Raw genomic sequence first — 17,307 nt, forward strand, 5'->3', positions numbered from 1 at the left:
TTTATGAATAAGACATTTAAAGAAGTATTGCTGTTTAGCGGTGTGCCGCTGGGTATTTTACTGATGATTTGTTTAGCAGGAGGAGAAGCCATTATTGGTGCGGGTATACTTATGTTGCTGGTGGCCGGGGCTTATTTTATTATCGGACTGGTTATGTTGATTGCGTCAAATACACATATGGGCAAGGTGTTACTATTGTGCTCCGGAATTATTTTGCTGGTAGGTTTTTCTACCTGCGGATTGATTATGAGTGGGATGAGTGGAATGAGGTTTAATTAAAAAATCATTTGTCGAAAGCCTATGCCTAAGATGTTTAAGCAAGCCCTATTGTTAGCGGTTATTCCAACAGTGATAATGCTGTTCCTGATATATGCGGATTTCCGTAACCCATACCTGCAGGCGGAAATGATTTTTTTTATTCCTGTTGTCTATGGTATTATTGGCGCTGGATTGTTTTTCACAAAGTATTGGGAAATAGGTTTAATGGTATGGCTTGCTGTTGTGTTGACATTGGTATTGTTGTATGGTACAGTGGAGATAGTAAAAATAGTTGAGCCATAAAAAACGGCTGCTCTACACCTTGCAGAACAGCCGTTATATCTTAAATAAACAGTAGTAATTACACCACTACGTTGATCATTTTTCCTTTCACAATAATCACCTTTTTGGGCGCTTTACCTTCCATCCATTTCTGCACTATTTCATTACCCAATACTGCCTGTTCAATATCAGCAACAGCAGCATCCAGCGGGAAGCCCATCTCAGAGCGGGTTTTACCGTTGATGGCTACCGGGTAATTGAAGGCGCTTTCTTTGGTATATTCCTCATTGTAAACAGGATACAATGCATTCAGAATGCTTTCATTGTTACCCAGGTATTGCCACAGTTCTTCACAGAGGTGCGGTGCATATGGCGTGAGCAATATCAGCAATGGCTCCAGTATAGCGCGTTTATGACAACGGAGGGTAGCCAGCTCATTTACACAGATCATAAACTGACTTACTGCCGTGTTATAAGAGAAGCCATTGGTATCGTGATCTATTTTCTGAATGGTTTTATGCAATATTTTCAGTTCTTCCGGTGTAGGAACCTGCTCATTCACAATGATACCTTTTTGCTCATCGGCAAACAGGCGCCACAGTTTTTTGAGGAAGCGGTGTACTCCTTCAATACCTTTGGTATCCCAGGGTTTGGATTGTTCTACCGGACCGAGGAACATTTCATACATGCGGAAAGTATCAGCGCCGTATTTCTCTACCAGGTCGTTTGGATTAACGGTATTGAATAAACGCTTACTCATTTTTTCAAGCTGAACGCCACAGATATATTTGCCATCTTCGAGGATGAAGGTAGCATCTGCAAAGTCGGGCTTCCACTTTTTGAAAGCTGCTGTGTCCAGTTCTACGCCATCTACGATGTTCACATCTACGTGCAGTTCATCTGTTTCATACTGATCTTTCAATCCGTGAGAAACATACTGGTGAGTGCCACGAACGCGGTATACCAAACGGGAGCTACCACCAATCATGCCCTGGTTGATCAGTGATTTGAATGGCTCCTGGAATCCGATATGTCCGAGGTCGTACAGCACTTTGGTCCACATACGGGAATAGAGCAGGTGACCTACGGCATGTTCGGTCCCGCCTACGTATACATCTACCTGGTTCCAGTAGTCGGTGGCTTTACGATCTGCAAATGTGTGTTTGTTATGCGGATCCATATAACGTAGGAAATACCAGCTACTGCCGGCATAGCCAGGCATGGTGTTGGTTTCGCGTTTTACGCCGGGGGCTACATTTACCCAGTCGGTGATGTTAGCCAGTGGGCCTTCGCCTTCTGCGCCGGGTTTATAGTTTTCTACGTGTGGCAGTTCCAGCGGCAGGTCTTTTTCGTCCATGGCATAAGGAATACCATTCTTATAAACGATAGGGAATGGCTCGCCCCAATAGCGCTGGCGGCTAAAGCCGGCATCCCGCATTTTGTAATTGATTTTGCGTTTGCCGATACCCATTTCTTCCAGCTTGCTGATCACGATGTCAGTAGCGGTTTTCATGTCAACTCCATTGAGGAAGCCACTGTTTTGCAGTTTGGCATCTTTGGTGGCATTGGCCTCTTCTCCGTTAAACGCATCACCAATGATGTTGGTGATCGGGATGTTAAAGTGTTTGGCGAAGCCAAAGTCGCGCTGGTCACCGCATGGCACGGCCATGATGGCACCGGTACCGTAACCGGCCAGCACGTATTCAGCAATCCATACCGGAATTTCGCGGCCATCGAATGGATTGATGGCGTAGGCGCCGGTAAAGCAGCCGGTGATTTGTTTTACATCGGCCATACGTTCGCGTTCAGAGCGACTTTGAACGTATTCCAGGTATTTATCTATTTCACCCTGTTGTTCAGGAGTGGTGATAGACTTTACGAGATCATGTTCCGGAGCCAGCACCATGAAGTCAACGCCGAAGATGGTATCTGGACGGGTGGTGTATACTTCAATGTTTTCGGTGCTGTTTTTCAGCGCGAACTTAATTTCAGCCCCCTGGCTTTTACCGATCCAGTTCCGCTGCATTTCTTTCATGGCATCGCTGAAGGATACTGTTTCCAGGCCTTCCAGCAGGCGGTTAGCGTATTCGGTGATGCGCAGGAACCACTGGCTCATTTTCTTTTTCACTACAGGGTAGCCACCGCGTTCGCTGACGCCGTTTACTACCTCGTCGTTTGCCAGTACAGTACCCAGTGCAGCACACCAGTTTACTTCGGCATGCGCCAGGTAGGCCAGGCGATATTGCATTAATATATTGCGTTGTTCCGTTTCTCCATAGCTTTTCCATTCAGCGGCGGTGAACTGGATGGTACGGTCGCCCGGACAAATATGTCCGGCATTACCATTTTGTTCAAAGAGGCTGATCAGGGTGCTGATGGGCTCTGCTTTCTGGGTTTCCCGGTTATACCAGCTTTCGAAGATTTGCAGGAATATCCACTGTGTCCATTTGTAATAGGAAGGGTCGCTGGTGGTTACCTGGCGGTCCCAGTCGTAGCAAAAGCCGATGTTATCCAGCTGTTCGCGGAATGCTTTGATATTTTGTTCAGTGGTTACTGCGGGATGTTGACCGGTTTCCAGGGCATATTGCTCTGTAGGCAGGCCAAAGGCATCATACCCCATGGTATGTAGCACGTTAAAGCCTTTTAGTCTTTTATAGCGCGCATAGATGTCTGTTGCAATATAGCCCAGGGGGTGTCCTACGTGAAGACCCGCTCCGGAGGGGTAAGGGAACATGTCCAGTACGTAACATTTGGGCTTTGGACTGTCATTGCTAACGCGGTAAGCATGCGATTGCTCCCACTGTTCCTGCCATTTTTTTTCGATTGCCCTGAAATTGTATTCCATATATCGGTTGTAGATGGCCTTAATTAGCCGGATATCAACAATAGATCCGGTGATGAAGGCGTTATCAGTTATAATTTAAAAAATTGTCATAATGCCGGTTCAGCAAAATAATGTTAAATTCATTAATACGCCAATGTCATTCCCCAACATCTCCATATATTGCCATTTTATTGCCCGGATGAGCAAGGTTTCCTTGACGGGTTGGCAAAATTAAACACATAACTACTAATTTTTATTATTTTCGCCGATAAACTGCAGATTAATGGCGCAATCCGGGAAATCATCAGCAAAGAAGTCGAAACCATCCTACCTGTACTCCATCATTGGTGTGGCACTGGTATTGTTTTTACTGGGCACATTGGGTCTGGTGGTCATACATGCCAACAAACTGAGCGTGTATTTTAAGGAAAGCATTGAGGTACAGGTAATTCTGAGAGATAATGTAAAAGAAAGCCAGGCGCTTGCCCTGCGTGATTCTATGGCCCACAAACCATATATCAAGTCCATTGAGTATGTGTCTAAAGACATGGCCGCCCAACGTTTTAAAAAGGATTTCGGGGAAGATTTTATCACCCTGTTACAATATAACCCGCTCTATAGCAGCATTAACATAAAGGCCAACGCCAATTATGTGAACAATGATAGTTTGAAGATTATTGAAAGTAATCTCTCCCAACAAAGCATTGTAAGGGAAATCTCCTATCAGCGGATGCTGGTGAGCAAGCTGAATGAAAACGTGAACAGGATTGGTCTCATCATCCTTATCATTAGTGGGTTATTATGCCTGGTGGTGATATTCCTGATAGACAATACCATCCGTTTGGCGATGTTCAGCAACCGGTTCCTCATTAAAACCATGCAAATGGTAGGAGCTACCCGGTGGTTTATTGCCAAGCCATTCGATTTACGCAGTATTGCCAATGGGGCTATTGCCGCGTTGATTGCTATTGCCGGCCTGGTAGGCATTATGTCTGTTGCGGATAAGCTGCTGCCGGAACTGGCGGGCCTACGCGACAATGTAATGATCGCCCTCCTGTTCGTAGGCATGATCCTGATCGGTATCTGTATTTCCCTGGTAAGTACCCATCGCTCTGTGATGAAGTACCTGCGCCTGAAACTGGACGATCTTTATTAATTTTAGACATCTTTAACTGAAGATATAATACCAAACACTATGGCTAAAACTAGCGCAAATCCAGCATCAAAAGATGCATTGGCCAACAGCCGCCCTATTTTCCCGAAAGAGAATTATAAATTTATGCTGGCTGGTATTGTGGTGATTGTTCTGGGTTTTCTCCTGATGATGGGAGGCGACGCCAACGATCCTAACAGCTTTAAACCAGAGGAAGTGTATAGCTTTCGCAGAATTACCCTGGCGCCTACTGTGATAGTACTGGGTTTGCTGATCGAAGTATATGCGATTATGCGCCGTCCAAAAACAAATGCATAATTCGTTCCTATAAAAGTATTCTTACAGCGATGAGCAATCATCGCTTTTTTTTTCACTTTTAACCATATTAAATTCGATGAACGTTTTTCAGGCTATTATCATCGCCATCGTAGAGGGACTTACAGAATTCCTGCCCATTTCCTCCACCGGTCACATGATTATTGTGAGCGCGCTGCTGGGAATTGGTAAAGATGACTTCACAAAATTATTTGAAGTGGTGATCCAACTGGGTGCCATCCTGGCTGTAGTAGTATTCTATTGGAGGAAATTTTTTGTATTCGATAAAAACCGTTTAAACTTTTACCTGAAGCTGGCGGTAGCGGTTATCCCCGCGCTGATATTGGGTTTCCTGTTCAGTAAAAAAATAGACGCCCTGCTGGAAAGTCCCCTTACAGTAGGTATCACTTTGCTGGTGGGCGGTATCATATTATTATTCGTAGATAACTGGTTTAAAGAGCCAACCATTATCACGGAAGAGAAAATAGACATCTTTACCGCGTTACGCATCGGGTTTTACCAGTGTTTAGCCCTGATTCCGGGTACCAGCCGCAGTGCCGCCTCTATTGTGGGAGGGATGCAACAAAAACTGTCCCGCAGCGTGGCTGCAGAATTCTCCTTTTTCCTGGCGGTGCCTACTATGGCGGCTGCTACCGGTTATAAACTGTTAAAGGGAAAAGAGTTGCTGATGGCGCATCCGGACAACCTGAAACTGCTGCTGATCGGTAACATAGTAGCCTTTGTAGTAGCCCTGTTAGCCATTAAGTTCTTTATTGGTGCCGTAAAGAAATACGGATTTAAAATGTGGGGGTATTACAGGATTATAGTGGGAATCATTATTATAGCCGCCATCCTGATGGGGTATAACCTGGAAGTATAGTATTTAGCTTTTGGCAGTTAGCCATTAGCTTTTAGCAAAAATGCAGCGGAGAACATTATATATGTTAATCTCCGCTGCATTTTTGTTAAAAGCTAATGGCTAACTGCTAAAAGCTATCCTTTCACTGCCAGCAGTAGTTCCAGGTCGGTATACTTTAATTTAAATTTCTCACTTAAATGGTAGTTAGTCAGCGCACCTTTATACAGGTAAATACCATTCCGCACGCCGCGTTTTATCCATACCAGGTTTTCAAACCCGCCATCATCGGCAGCTTCCACCAATAAAGGCATCAGCACATTGCTGATAGCTTCGGAAGCGGTGCGGGCAAATCCGGATGGAATATTAGGCACACAGTAATGTACCACATCGTACTTTTTGAACACCGGGTTTTCGTGCGTAGTGATTTCGGAAGTTTCAAAACAGCCACCGCGGTCGATGCTCACATCTACAATCACAGAGCCGGCTTTCATATTGCTGACCATAGATTCACTGACTACAACAGGTGTGCGGCCACTTTGAGAGGATAACGCACCTACTGCCACGTCTGCATTCCGCAGTTGCTCTGCCAGTACTTTAGGCTGGATAACGGAAGTGAATACACGTACGCCAATATTGTTTTGCAGCCTTTTTAGCTTGTAGATATTATTATCAAATACTTTTACGGAAGAACCCAGTGCCAGGGCGGTGCGGGCGGCAAATTCCCCTACAATTCCTGCGCCTATGATCACTACTTTGGTAGGCGGGATACCCGTAATACCTCCCAGCAGGATGCCTTTCCCTTTGTTGTCGTTGCTGAGGTACTGTCCTGCAATGAGCATACAGGCGCCTCCGGCAATTTCACTCATGGCCCGTACAATCGGATAAGTGCCGGCATCATCTTTCAGGTTTTCGAAAGATAACAGTGTGATGCGCTTATCCATCATTTTCTCTACCTGCGATGCTTTCAGCGCAGCCAGGTGAATAGGGGAGATGACGATCTGGTGGGGATGGAGTAATTCTATTTCTTCATCGTTCAGGGGAGCGGATTTTACGATGATCTCCGCTTTGAACACTTCTTTTTTATCATATACTATTTCGGCGCCGGCTTCTGAATAGTCGGTATCGTAGTAATGTGATCCGTCACCCGCTTTGTGCTCCACTACAATATGGTGTCCGTGGGCAGCTAAAATGCTGACGGCGTCGGGGATAAGGGCGATCCGGTTTTCCTGGAAAGAGGTTTCCTTTGGAATACCTATAAACAGCCGGGAATTTTTCTGTGGAATATCCAGTGTTTCTTCCAGCGGTGAGTAGGTAAAGCCAGCACTTACTACAGGTTTTTGCCTCTGCTCCATATGATTGTTCTAGTTTTTTATATCGTAGTATTCAAAGATACGTTATTTGGAAGAGGAAGCGATTTCACGCAGGATCCTTTTTTGGTCTGGTTGTACTTCCAGTTGCAGGTGTATGGTGTCAGGGGGGAGCATATGTGCCACCACTTCCGGCCATTCCACAAAGCTGATAGCGTCCTGGTAGAGCGTATCTTCCACACCGGCGCTGATGGCGTCGTCTTCATCCTTCAGGCGGTAGAGGTCCAGGTGAAAAATGCGGCGTGGCTGCCCCTGCTTATCCCGGTAGGCGTATTCATTGATGATGGAAAAGGTAGGACTGGCAGTAGCATCTTCTACGCCTTTGGCGGCACATAGCGCCTTTACCAGCGTGGTTTTGCCGGCACCCATGGGGCCGTCCAGTGTAAAAACCTGTTTATCCGCAAAATGTTCCCAGAATTGCCGGGCAGTTTCGGGTAGTTGATCCAGCGTAAATGTCCATTGCATCCCCAAAAATAAGGATAAAGCAGAAAGGAGAAAGCAAAAAGCTATTGTAGCGAATGATTGGTGCGACTATCAGTCAAATATCCGCTATTATCAGCCGCTACAATAGCTTTTTGCTTTCAGCTTTATGCTTTCTGCTTCGCTGTTGCAATAATATTTCCCTTGCGTTGACCCTCATCTGGTACCTTTGTAAAATGACATCAATAAGTTGCAAGGTAGAAGGAATGCATTGCACTAGTTGTGCACTGAATGTTTCCAAATACCTGGAGAAAAAAGGAATGCAGGACGTAAATGTAAGCTTCGCTACAGAGGAAGTTCACTTTACAGCGCCTGCCGGAGCGGATTCAAAAGAGGTATTGAATGGAATTGCCCAAATGGGCTACCGGGTAGTATTACCCGAAGATGCCCCTACGCAGCAACCTATATATACCACGCTTACTTTCAAATTTATCTTTTGTGCCATATTTACTGCCCCGTTGCTGTTGCACATGTGGGTAAGCTGGCCATGGCTGCATGAGCCATGGGTGCAGTTTGCACTAACCTTGCCCGTATATATCACGGGGATGTGGCATTTCGGACTCAGCGCCGCCCGTGCATTGATGAACCGCATGGCTAATATGGACGTGCTGGTGACCCTGGGCGCCAGCGCCGCATTTGTATATAGTTTTGTAGGCACGGTGATATATGGTAACACGGACTATATGTTTTATGAAACCACCGCCGCCATCATTACCCTGGTATTCCTGGGCAATATGCTGGAGGAGAAGTCCGTGAAACAAACCACCAGCGCTATCTCGGACCTGGCGCGGATGCAGATCACTACCGCCAGGCTTATTAACACCGATCACGGTCATGAACATATTCATGAAGTAGATAATCGCACTCTCCGTACCGGCGACTGTGTGCTGGTAAATACCGGTGATAAAATCCCCATGGATGGCACCATTTACTGGGGTAGCGGCCATGCCAACGAAGCCATGATTACCGGCGAAAGCGCACCTGTCAGCAAAAAAGAAAAGGATAAGGTAATAGGAGGAACCATTTTGGAAGATGGCAGCATCAAAGTATACATCACTGCTACGGGTAAGGATACCGTGCTTTCTTATATCATTGAGCTGGTAAAACAAGCCCAGGCCGATAAGCCGCCCATGCAGAAGCTGGCAGATCGTATCAGCGCTATATTTGTACCATTGGTACTCAGTATTGCCGTAGTCACTTTCCTCGGCTGGTATTTTATTGGACATACCACCTTTGCCACCGCGATGATGCGGAGCGTAGCTGTGCTGGTGATTGCCTGCCCCTGTGCCATGGGACTGGCTACGCCTGCCGCCGTAATGGTGGGACTGGGCCGCGCCGCCCGCAACGGTATCCTTATCAAGGGAGGCCATACACTGGAAATGTTTAAGAACATCCGGCAGGTAGTATTTGATAAAACAGGTACACTCACTACCGGTAAGTTACAACTGGGCGAATACCAGTTTTTTGATATGTCAGAAGATGCATTTAAACAGGTGGTATACAGCCTGGAAAAATATTCTTCCCATCCTATTGCACGCGCTATTGCATCTGCCTGGAAAACGTTTGGAGAGCTGCCTTTACAGCAGGTTCGCGAACACAAAGGACTGGGCATGCGGGCCCACGATAAGGCCGGCAACGAATGGCAATTAGGTTCTTTCCGTATGATGGCTGGTATTACGGAAGATGATAGTCATAACCTGTATCTCGTGAAAAACGGGCAGTTAGCCGGTTGGATTAACTTTACAGATGAAATCCGGCCGGAAGCAGCTATCGTAGTGACACAGCTAAAACAGGCCGGTATTAAATCTATTTTGTTAAGTGGCGATACCACCCGCAAATGCCGGGAGCTGGCCGACAAGCTGGGGATTACAGAGGTATATGCAGAACAGTCACCGGAACAGAAGTTACAGAAAATAGATACCCTCATGCAAGCCGCTCCTACGGCCATGGTAGGCGATGGTATCAACGACGCACCGGCATTGGCCAAGGCCACTATCGGAATTTCTCTCAGCGATGCTACCCAGGTAGCTATGCAAAGCGCCAATGTAGTGTTACTGAATAATAACCTGGGTAGCCTGCCGCTGGCGCTGGGCCTGGGGAAACATACCTATCTCACTATTCAGCAGAATCTTTTCTGGGCATTCATCTACAACGTTGTGGCGATCCCGGTAGCCGCACTTGGATTCCTGAATCCTATTGTAGGCGCCGGTATTATGGGATTGTCTGATGTAGTACTCGCCATTAATTCTGTTCGGCTGCGGTATAAGAACGTGATGAACTAATATTTTTGTCTTAACCAGGATTAGACTGATTCTGGTAAAGACAAAATCCGCGTATCTTCGCGTTAACCATTAAATTTTTATTTGAATACACCCGTAGCCATATTACAGCAATACTGGGGATATAACCAGTTCCGGCCACTTCAGGAAGATATTGTAAATGCGATACTGGCAGGACAGGATACACTGGCCCTGTTGCCTACGGGAGGGGGGAAATCAATTTGTTTCCAGGTACCCGCTATGATGAAGCCTGGTCTGTGCCTGGTGATAACGCCTTTGATTGCCCTGATGAAAGACCAGGTAGCTAACCTCCGGAAAAAAGAAATTACGGCTTACTCCATCTATTCCGGGATGCAATACAAAGAAGTGGAAAGAATCCTGGAAGCCGCCCGCCGCGGTGGATGCAAGTTTCTGTATGTATCTCCTGAAAGACTCCAAAGCAAACTTTTTCAAACCTATTGCGATGGTTTACCGGTAAATATGATAGCGGTAGATGAAGCACATTGTATTTCTCAATGGGGCTACGACTTCCGCCCGGCCTATCTGCAAATTGCAGATATACGCAGCTTCTTCCCCGATGCGCCGGTGTTGGCGCTAACAGCTTCTGCTACACCCCGCGTGCAAACAGACATCTGCGATAAGCTGCTAATGAAAGACGCTAAAGTGTTTACCAAAAGTTTTGCACGGGCGAACCTCTCTTATAGTGTGCTGGAAGAAACCACCAAAATTGATAAAGTAAAACATATACTGGACCGTGTGCCTGGCTGTGGTATTGTATATTGCCGCAACCGTAAACGCACCCGGGAAATAGCCTCCCTGCTTGAACTACAGGGGATTTCTGCCAGTTACTATCACGCCGGGTTACCACAAGCCGAACGTGCCGCCAGGCAAGAGGCCTGGATCAACAATGAAACCAGCATCATGATATGTACCAATGCCTTCGGCATGGGGATCGACAAACCGGATGTACGCATCGTAGTGCATTACGATATGCCCGATAGCCTGGAAGCCTACTACCAGGAAGCTGGTCGCGCCGGCAGGAACGAAGAAAAAGCATACGCCGTACTGCTGTATAATGAAGATGAGCTGGCAGAAATGCAGGAACGCATAGCCCTGCAATTCCCTACCCTGGAGGAAATCCGGGAAGTATACCAGGCCATCGTGAATTATTTGCAGGTGCCGGTAGGTAGTGCAGAAGGCGTATATTTTGATTTCGATATCAATGATTTTGCACGCACTTTCCAGCTGAATCTTACCATTACTTACAGCGCGGTAAAGGTGCTGGAACAGGAAGGCATATTACAACTGAGTGAAAGCGTATTCCTGCCTTCCCGCGCGGAATTCGTGACTAATAAAGATTCCCTCTACGAATTTGAGAATGCGTATCCTGCACTTGAAGAAATCATTAAAACGTTGCTGCGTACCTATGAAGGCATCTTTGATACGGCTGTTCCCATTTACGAAAGACAGATAGGCCGCATCATGCTGATGGAAGATGATGACATCGCGGCACAGTTACAACAGCTACATCAATACGGAATTCTTAAATATCAGCCCCGTAGGGATGAACCACAACTCTGTTTTTTGCAGGAACGGGTATCCGCGCAAAACCTGCGCATTAATATGGCCCGCGTGGAGGTACGGAAAAAAGTATACACCGACAGGCTGGATGCCATGTTTGCGTATGTACGTAACCGTGATATCTGCCGCACGCAGCAAATTGTGCAATACTTCGGAGAAAAAGATGCCGCCCCCTGCGGTATCTGCGACATTTGTTTGAAGAAGAAAGCCCAGCCCATGGATGCTGCAGCTTTTAAACGTATATCTGATACAGTTATCAGCGTATTGAAGGAACAACCCTTGTTGTTTAGCCTTCTTCAGAATAAAATGCCAGATGTAAAGCGCAGTGACCTCATGGACGTATTACAATTCCTCAATGAAGAAGGCATGGTAGTACGGGATGACGCGGGACGGTTATCAGTAGCCCGATAAAAAAAGCGTGTACCACCCGGTGATACACGCTCGTTATATTTGTAAAAAGGCTTGATCTACAAAGTCACTACTTTCCCTTCTTTACTGCTTTCAAAAGCAGCTTCAATCACCCGGATTACTTTAATCGCATCCTGTGCTGGTACCGGGTTAGCAGCTTTATTTACCAATGCTTCATAGATACCGTTGTAATAATCCATGTAGTTACCATTGCCGCCAGGGATAAATTGTTTGATCACTTTACCGTCCGCTTCTGTGTGCAGCAGTCCCCATTCATGCGGCGCTTCCGCGCCCCAGTCGGGGCTATTAGGGAACAGGCCTCTTTGCAGTTGGGCTTCCTGTATATCAGATTTTGTCTTAATGAAGGAGCCAATGCGGCCATGCAGTTGATAGGCAGGCAATGCTTCACGTACCAGGTAACTACATTTAACACGCACGCGCAACTGATCGTAGTAGAGGAGCAGTTCGAAGTAATCATCTACAATAGAGTCTTTACGGATCACGCGGATATCTCCAAATACTGCTTTGGGCATGCCAAATAGGGTAATGGCCTGGTCAATCAGGTGAGAGCCGAGATCGTAGAGGGCACCGGTACCGGGACCGCCTACCTCTTTATGCTTTTTGTAACTTAGTTCTTCCTTGAAGCGGTCATAGTGGATTTCGGCTTCAAGTACATCACCGAGTTGACCGGATTGCAGTATTTGTTTTACTACTTTGTAATCGCTGTCGTAGCGGCGGTTATGGTATACGCTTAAGAGTAATCCCTTTTCTGCGGCCAGTGCGGCGAGGGTTTCTCCTTCTTTGGCGTGAACGGTAAAAGGTTTTTCCACAATTACGTTCTTACCTGCTTCCAGGGCTGCTTTTACATAGTCGAAGTGAGTGTAGTTGGGTGTGTTTACCACAATCAGTTCCAGGTCTTTGTCGGCCAGCATATCTTCTACGCTCGTATATACTTTTACGTTAGGATAGCGTTGTTGTGCCAGGTGTTTACTTCTTTCTACTACCGCTGTAAATTCAAATCCTGGATTCACATGCAGGAACGGGGCATGGAAAATTTGCCCGGACATGCCATACGAGCACACGCCCGTTTTAATAATTTTACTCATACGCTTTATAATATATTGATGTAAGCTGGCAGCCGTTGGCTGCCGGTTGCATAATTAAAACCAGCTTTTGCTTTTGCTGCTGCGGCCACCTAATCCGAGGGCGCCCAGCAGGCTACGGGTAATAACGCTGGCGGCTGTACGTCCTGCCTGTCTTACAGCGGAGCTTTCCATCACCTGTTCCAGTATGCCTTTTTCTTCTTTTTGTTTTCCGGTGGCTTTCGGTGCGGCTTCCTGCGTGGCTGTTTTATCAGCAGCTTCCTGTAGTTTGGCAGTGAGCATTTCGTACGCACTGTCGTTATCAATTTCCTCGGCGTATTTTTTCACCAGTTTGGAATTGGCCACGAGGGCATCAATTTCTGCGGGTGTTAATACATCCATGCGTGATCTTGGCGATACCAGCATGGTAGCGGCGAGGGGAGTAGGAACTCCTTTCTCGTTCAGGCAGGTGATCAGCGCCTCTCCGATACCTATCTGGGTAATGAGGTCATCGGTTTTATAGAAATCGGACAGCGGATAGTTCTCTGCGGTTTGTTTAATCGTTTTGCGGTCGTTGGCGGTGAAGGCGCGGAGGGCATGTTGTACCTTTAAGCCCAGCTGGCCCAATACAGAAGGCGGAACGTCCATCGGGTTTTGGGTACAGAAAAAGATGCCTACACCTTTGGAACGAATCAGTTTAATGATGGTATCTATTTGCTTGAGCAGGGCATCGCTGGCTTCGTTGAAGATCAGGTGCGCTTCGTCAATAAACATTACCAGCTTGGGTTTGTCGAGATCTCCTTCTTCCGGCAGGGTGGCATATAATTCCGCCAGGAGGCTGAGCATGAAGGTGGAGAAGAGTTTAGGACGATCCTGTATATCACTTACGCGCAAAATGGATACGATACCACGACCATCATCACTGATGCGCATGAGGTCATCCACTTCAAATGATTTCTCCCCAAAAAACTGGGCGGCGCCCTGTTGTTCCAGTTCTATCACCTTACGCAATATAGTGCCGGTGGAAGTAGTAGATATTTTACCGTAATCTTTTTCCAGGTCGGCTTTGCCTTCGTCGCTGGCATATTGTAATACCTTTTTAAAGTCTTTTAAGTCCAGTAAAGGCAGTTTATTATCATCGCAGTATTTGAATAACATGGCTATCAATCCGGCTTGCGTGTCATTCAATTCTAAAATTTTGGAAAGCAGGATAGGCCCAAATTCGCTGGTGGTGGCGCGTAAGCGCACGCCTTTTTCCTGGCTGAGCGACAGCAGTTCAGATGGATAAGCAGCCGGGCTCCAGGTGCCGCCAATTTTTTGATAACGATCGGTAATCTTGGCGTTGGAAGTACCTGCAGCGGCAATGCCACTGAGGTCGCCTTTAATATCCATCAGCAATACCGGTACGCTGGCATCGCTGAGTCCTTCTGCAATCACCTGCAGTGTTTTGGTTTTACCGGTACCGGTAGCTCCTGCAATCAGTCCGTGACGATTGAGGGTTTTGAGAGGAAGAAATACATCGGCGCCGGGTACTACTTCACCGTCCAACATGGCACAGCCGAGTTTAAAGTGCTCGCCTTGAAACGTATAACCGCTTTTGATATAATCCAGAAATGCATCCTGATTGGCCATGACCTGATTTTTTTTATGAAGATAATAAAAAGCAATTAGTGGTTGAACTTCAAATTGTTATCATCCTTTTTGATACTGTTTATCGTTTAATATTTATTGATAAACGATAAATTTATTTTGAGTTTCGATAAAAGAAAAATAGTTTTGGATTATTAAATCAATCATATGAAAATTATCCCCTCACCGCTTGTATTGAAAATTGTTGTTATTTTTTTCGCATTATTTGGTACAGCTGCTATTATCTGGAATATCAATTATATTTTTCAACTGAACCTGTCCTCACCGTCACAGAATACAATCGTAACAAGAAACATGATTGTGGAACATGCTATTGTAGGGGGACTTTATCTAATCATGGCTATTTTTTTTTTTAAGTTAGTGGGAGGTACTTCTAACAGAGAAATTATTTCCCGTAAAAACTTAAAGAGCGTAAATGGAATACTTTATATACTATGTGCTCTTGTGGTTACCAAGATTGTATTTGCATCTTTCATTGCATTTGGCCCTATTGGGAGGACACATGGTATCGGCTTTCAGTTAGTTTCGTTGATTTTTCTTCGTGGCAACCTGTAATGGGGATTGTAATAGTGTATGTACTAGCTGCTGTTTTTAAAAGAGCTGTTATTTTCAAAGAAGAAGAGGCGCTCACTATTTAAAAGCAGCTACTAATTTTTTTAATTCAACAATGGACTATATGAAAAATAAATCTTCCCAGTTTTATCTAAAGACGCTTATAATTACTTCAGTATTGGTTGGTGTTGCATTTGGTTTAGTTGCAGCATATAGAATGCAGAGCGCTCTTGTCTTATTAATGTTCCTGGGAGTGGGAGCTCCAGCGCTGGCGATAGCTGTTCTTTTATACCGGTTAGCGGCTACTTTGGGAACTAAAGAAATCATTTCCCGTGACAACCTGATGAGGGTTCAGCGTATCCGGTTTGTTTTGTTGACCGCACTGGTTGTCAAAGCAGTAATAGTGATGATGGTTGGTATTGGTAACTTGGCCTCCATTATCTCCATATTAATGATATTTTTCTCGGCTTTTTTCAGCTCCTGGGAACTATTGATTGGGATACTGATTATTCACATATTAGCCAAAGTATTTGAAGGAGCAATTATTTTGAAAGAAGAAGAAGCACTGACTATATAAAAGAAGCTATGGCAATAATCGTAAATCTGGATGTGATGCTGGCAAAAAGAAAAATGTCATTGACGGAGTTGAGTGTACAGGTAGGCATCACCATGGCAAACCTCAGCATCCTGAAAAGTGGCAAGGCTAAAGCAATACGCTTTTCCACGCTGGATGAAATATGCCGGGTACTGGAATGTCAACCGGCGGATATCCTCGAATATAAAGAAGCATAAAGAAAGCAGAAGGCATAAAGCGAAAAGCAAAAAGCTATTGAAGCGAATGATATTAGCGAGTAAGTAGTGTAATACCCGTTAATATCATTCGCTTCAATAGCTTTTTGCTTTTCGCTTTATGCCTTCTGCTCTTCTACAGATCTTCTTCCCGCTCCAGCATCAAAATAGCTCCTTGCGGCACTATATAATACGTTTCTTCTTCGTATACTACCTCTGTAGACCCACTGAGTAAGAAGATGGCTAAATCGCCTTCTTTTACCTGTAGAGGGATATATTTTACCTTCTCTTCCTCCGGCTTCCAGGATTCTTCCGATTCTGCCGGTACCGGAATAGCGTAACCCGGACCTGTTTTAATTACGTATCCGCGCTGTACTTTTTCCCTTTCCTGCACACCGGGTGGCAGGTATAATCCGCTGCTGGTGCGTTCGTGGGGAGTAGCAGGTTTTATCAGCACGCGGTCGCCCACAACGATCAGTTTTTTCAATTTATTATCTGTTGTTATGTGTATAGCCATACCCTATGCTATCAAATATAATGCAGCACGCAAAATAGTGACAGACTGACAGGGGATTACAGATCACGCAATGCAAAAATTTCACCTGCCCGGACGCCCTTTTCGGTTTGCTGTAACAGGCAACATTCATTGACAGGGTCATGCTCAAAAAACAGGACATATTGCTGGTCCACGGCTTCCTGTAAAAAGCTTTTCTTTTCCTGCAGTGTTTTCAGCGGAAACATATCATACGCCATTACATAAGGGATGGGAATATGACCAATAGACGGCAGCAGGTCGGCCATGTAAATAATGGTTTTGCCTTTATAGCTGATCTGTGGTAACATCATGGCATCCGTATGGCCATTGGCAAACCGGATAGAAATGTTATCTGCAAAAGAAATCCCTTCCTGGTGCTGTACAAACTTCAGTTGTCCGCTTTCCTGGATAGGAAGGATATTTTCTTTAAGAAAGGAAGCTTTCTCCCGGTCATTAGGCTGGGTCGCCCATTTCCAATGATCTTCATTACTCCAGTAGGTAGCATTTTTAAAAGCAGGTACCAGCTTATCGCCCTGCCGTATGATGCTGCCACCGCAATGATCAAAGTGAAGGTGCGTCAGGAATACATCGGTGATATCATCCCGGTGAAAGCCGTGAGCAGCAAGAGAGCTGTCCAGCGTAGCAGTGCCATGGGGTTGGTAATGACTGAAAAATTTTGCATCCTGTTTGTCGCCAAGACCGTTATCTACCAGGATCAGGCGGTTGCCATCTTCTATCAGCAGGCAACGCAGCGCCCAGGTACACAGGTTGTTTTCATCCGCAGGGTTTAATTTATTCCAGATGCTCTTAGGTACTACCCCAAACATAGCGCCGCCATCCAGTTTAAAAAATCCTGTGTCAATGGTATATAATTTCATAATGCAGTTATTTAC

Annotated in this window: 17 protein-coding genes; 10 read left to right on the forward strand and 7 right to left on the reverse strand. The window is 45.7% G+C overall.

What is annotated here, in order from left to right; translation table 11 throughout:
* Positions 1-3: 3 nt before the first annotated feature.
* Both J7623_RS30020 and J7623_RS30025 read left to right on the forward strand, forming a co-directional pair.
* Entirely contained in the window at positions 4-279 is a 276-nt protein-coding gene (locus J7623_RS30020) for a hypothetical protein (RefSeq protein WP_291928503.1), read from the forward strand.
* A gap of 30 nt (positions 280-309) precedes the next feature.
* Positions 310-561: a hypothetical protein gene (locus tag J7623_RS30025; protein WP_291928505.1), complete on the forward strand. Its 252-nt coding sequence runs from the start codon at positions 310-312 to the stop codon at positions 559-561.
* Positions 562-619: 58 nt separating this feature from the next.
* Here the strand turns inward: J7623_RS30025 and leuS are convergent, their stop codons facing one another.
* A complete protein-coding gene (gene leuS / locus J7623_RS30030) occupies positions 620-3,385 on the reverse strand; it encodes a leucine--tRNA ligase (protein ID WP_291928508.1) in 2,766 nt (921 codons plus the stop codon).
* 262 nt (positions 3,386-3,647) lie between these two features.
* Between leuS and J7623_RS30035 the strand changes: the two genes are divergently transcribed.
* The 3 genes from J7623_RS30035 to J7623_RS30045 all read left to right on the forward strand — a co-directional run bounded on the left by J7623_RS30035 (position 3,648) and on the right by J7623_RS30045 (position 5,712).
* Positions 3,648-4,520 carry a permease-like cell division protein FtsX gene (locus J7623_RS30035; protein ID WP_291928511.1) on the forward strand — a complete coding sequence of 291 codons (873 nt, stop codon included), beginning with the start codon at positions 3,648-3,650 and terminating at the stop codon, positions 4,518-4,520.
* 39 nt (positions 4,521-4,559) lie between these two features.
* On the forward strand, positions 4,560-4,835 hold the full coding sequence (locus J7623_RS30040) for a DUF3098 domain-containing protein (protein ID WP_291928514.1): 276 nt from the start codon (positions 4,560-4,562) through the stop codon (positions 4,833-4,835).
* 76 nt (positions 4,836-4,911) lie between these two features.
* Positions 4,912-5,712, forward strand: a complete 801-nt coding sequence (locus J7623_RS30045) for an undecaprenyl-diphosphate phosphatase (RefSeq protein ID WP_291928517.1) — start codon at positions 4,912-4,914, stop codon at positions 5,710-5,712.
* A gap of 113 nt (positions 5,713-5,825) precedes the next feature.
* Here J7623_RS30045 and J7623_RS30050 read toward each other — a convergent pair whose 3' ends face one another.
* Entirely contained in the window at positions 5,826-7,043 is a 1,218-nt protein-coding gene (locus J7623_RS30050; protein WP_291928520.1) for an alanine dehydrogenase, read from the reverse strand.
* A gap of 42 nt (positions 7,044-7,085) precedes the next feature.
* The gene (tsaE, locus tag J7623_RS30055; RefSeq protein WP_291928523.1) at positions 7,086-7,523 is read right to left on the reverse strand and encodes a tRNA (adenosine(37)-N6)-threonylcarbamoyltransferase complex ATPase subunit type 1 TsaE; all 438 of its coding nucleotides are present in this window, start codon (positions 7,521-7,523) and stop codon (positions 7,086-7,088) included.
* Positions 7,524-7,714: 191 nt separating this feature from the next.
* On the opposite strand from tsaE, the gene J7623_RS30060 reads away from it, so the two are divergent.
* Positions 7,715-9,820: a cation-translocating P-type ATPase gene (locus tag J7623_RS30060; protein ID WP_291928526.1), complete on the forward strand. Its 2,106-nt coding sequence runs from the start codon at positions 7,715-7,717 to the stop codon at positions 9,818-9,820.
* Positions 9,821-9,901: 81 nt separating this feature from the next.
* Complete coding sequence (locus tag J7623_RS30065) at positions 9,902-11,809, forward strand: ATP-dependent DNA helicase RecQ (RefSeq protein WP_291928528.1); 1,908 nt, start codon at positions 9,902-9,904, stop codon at positions 11,807-11,809.
* A 56-nt stretch (positions 11,810-11,865) separates the two neighbouring features.
* Here the strand turns inward: J7623_RS30065 and J7623_RS30070 are convergent, their stop codons facing one another.
* Positions 11,866-12,912 (reverse strand): Gfo/Idh/MocA family oxidoreductase, encoded by a 1,047-nt coding sequence (locus J7623_RS30070; protein ID WP_291928532.1) that lies wholly within the window; start codon positions 12,910-12,912, stop codon positions 11,866-11,868.
* A 54-nt stretch (positions 12,913-12,966) separates the two neighbouring features.
* Positions 12,967-14,520 carry a helicase HerA-like domain-containing protein gene (locus tag J7623_RS30075; protein ID WP_291928535.1) on the reverse strand — a complete coding sequence of 518 codons (1,554 nt, stop codon included), beginning with the start codon at positions 14,518-14,520 and terminating at the stop codon, positions 12,967-12,969.
* A 165-nt stretch (positions 14,521-14,685) separates the two neighbouring features.
* On the opposite strand from J7623_RS30075, the gene J7623_RS30080 reads away from it, so the two are divergent.
* From J7623_RS30080 to J7623_RS30090, 3 genes are all read left to right on the forward strand, one after another.
* The gene (locus tag J7623_RS30080) at positions 14,686-15,093 is read left to right on the forward strand and encodes a hypothetical protein (RefSeq protein ID WP_291928537.1); all 408 of its coding nucleotides are present in this window, start codon (positions 14,686-14,688) and stop codon (positions 15,091-15,093) included.
* 121 nt (positions 15,094-15,214) lie between these two features.
* A complete protein-coding gene (locus tag J7623_RS30085) occupies positions 15,215-15,667 on the forward strand; it encodes a DUF2975 domain-containing protein (protein WP_291928540.1) in 453 nt (150 codons plus the stop codon).
* An 8-nt stretch (positions 15,668-15,675) separates the two neighbouring features.
* Positions 15,676-15,882, forward strand: a complete 207-nt coding sequence (locus J7623_RS30090; protein ID WP_291928543.1) for a helix-turn-helix transcriptional regulator — start codon at positions 15,676-15,678, stop codon at positions 15,880-15,882.
* Between the two features lie 133 nt (positions 15,883-16,015).
* Here J7623_RS30090 and J7623_RS30095 read toward each other — a convergent pair whose 3' ends face one another.
* Both J7623_RS30095 and J7623_RS30100 read right to left on the reverse strand, forming a co-directional pair.
* Positions 16,016-16,396 (reverse strand): co-chaperone GroES family protein, encoded by a 381-nt coding sequence (locus tag J7623_RS30095; RefSeq protein ID WP_291928548.1) that lies wholly within the window; start codon positions 16,394-16,396, stop codon positions 16,016-16,018.
* Positions 16,397-16,452: 56 nt separating this feature from the next.
* Positions 16,453-17,292 carry an MBL fold metallo-hydrolase gene (locus tag J7623_RS30100; RefSeq protein ID WP_291928550.1) on the reverse strand — a complete coding sequence of 280 codons (840 nt, stop codon included), beginning with the start codon at positions 17,290-17,292 and terminating at the stop codon, positions 16,453-16,455.
* Positions 17,293-17,307 lie beyond the last annotated feature (15 nt).

Source organism: Chitinophaga sp. (assembly GCF_017745275.1).
GTDB lineage: Bacteria > Bacteroidota > Bacteroidia > Chitinophagales > Chitinophagaceae > Chitinophaga.

Excerpts from the sequence above, each read along its gene's own strand:
- J7623_RS30020 (WP_291928503.1), top strand. The coding sequence starts at position 4 with ATGAATAAGACATTTAAAGAAGTATTGCTGTTTAGCGGTGTGCCGCTG.
- J7623_RS30025 (WP_291928505.1), top strand. The coding sequence starts at position 310 with ATGTTTAAGCAAGCCCTATTGTTAGCGGTTATTCCAACAGTGATAATG.
- leuS (WP_291928508.1), bottom strand. The coding sequence starts at position 3,385 with ATGGAATACAATTTCAGGGCAATCGAAAAAAAATGGCAGGAACAGTGG.
- J7623_RS30035 (WP_291928511.1), top strand. The coding sequence starts at position 3,648 with ATGGCGCAATCCGGGAAATCATCAGCAAAGAAGTCGAAACCATCCTAC.
- J7623_RS30040 (WP_291928514.1), top strand. The coding sequence starts at position 4,560 with ATGGCTAAAACTAGCGCAAATCCAGCATCAAAAGATGCATTGGCCAAC.
- J7623_RS30045 (WP_291928517.1), top strand. The coding sequence starts at position 4,912 with ATGAACGTTTTTCAGGCTATTATCATCGCCATCGTAGAGGGACTTACA.
- J7623_RS30050 (WP_291928520.1), bottom strand. The coding sequence starts at position 7,043 with ATGGAGCAGAGGCAAAAACCTGTAGTAAGTGCTGGCTTTACCTACTCA.
- tsaE (WP_291928523.1), bottom strand. The coding sequence starts at position 7,523 with ATGCAATGGACATTTACGCTGGATCAACTACCCGAAACTGCCCGGCAA.
- J7623_RS30060 (WP_291928526.1), top strand. The coding sequence starts at position 7,715 with ATGACATCAATAAGTTGCAAGGTAGAAGGAATGCATTGCACTAGTTGT.
- J7623_RS30070 (WP_291928532.1), bottom strand. The coding sequence starts at position 12,912 with ATGAGTAAAATTATTAAAACGGGCGTGTGCTCGTATGGCATGTCCGGG.
- J7623_RS30075 (WP_291928535.1), bottom strand. The coding sequence starts at position 14,520 with ATGGCCAATCAGGATGCATTTCTGGATTATATCAAAAGCGGTTATACG.
- J7623_RS30080 (WP_291928537.1), top strand. The coding sequence starts at position 14,686 with ATGAAAATTATCCCCTCACCGCTTGTATTGAAAATTGTTGTTATTTTT.
- J7623_RS30085 (WP_291928540.1), top strand. The coding sequence starts at position 15,215 with ATGAAAAATAAATCTTCCCAGTTTTATCTAAAGACGCTTATAATTACT.
- J7623_RS30090 (WP_291928543.1), top strand. The coding sequence starts at position 15,676 with ATGGCAATAATCGTAAATCTGGATGTGATGCTGGCAAAAAGAAAAATG.
- J7623_RS30095 (WP_291928548.1), bottom strand. The coding sequence starts at position 16,396 with ATGGCTATACACATAACAACAGATAATAAATTGAAAAAACTGATCGTT.
- J7623_RS30100 (WP_291928550.1), bottom strand. The coding sequence starts at position 17,292 with ATGAAATTATATACCATTGACACAGGATTTTTTAAACTGGATGGCGGC.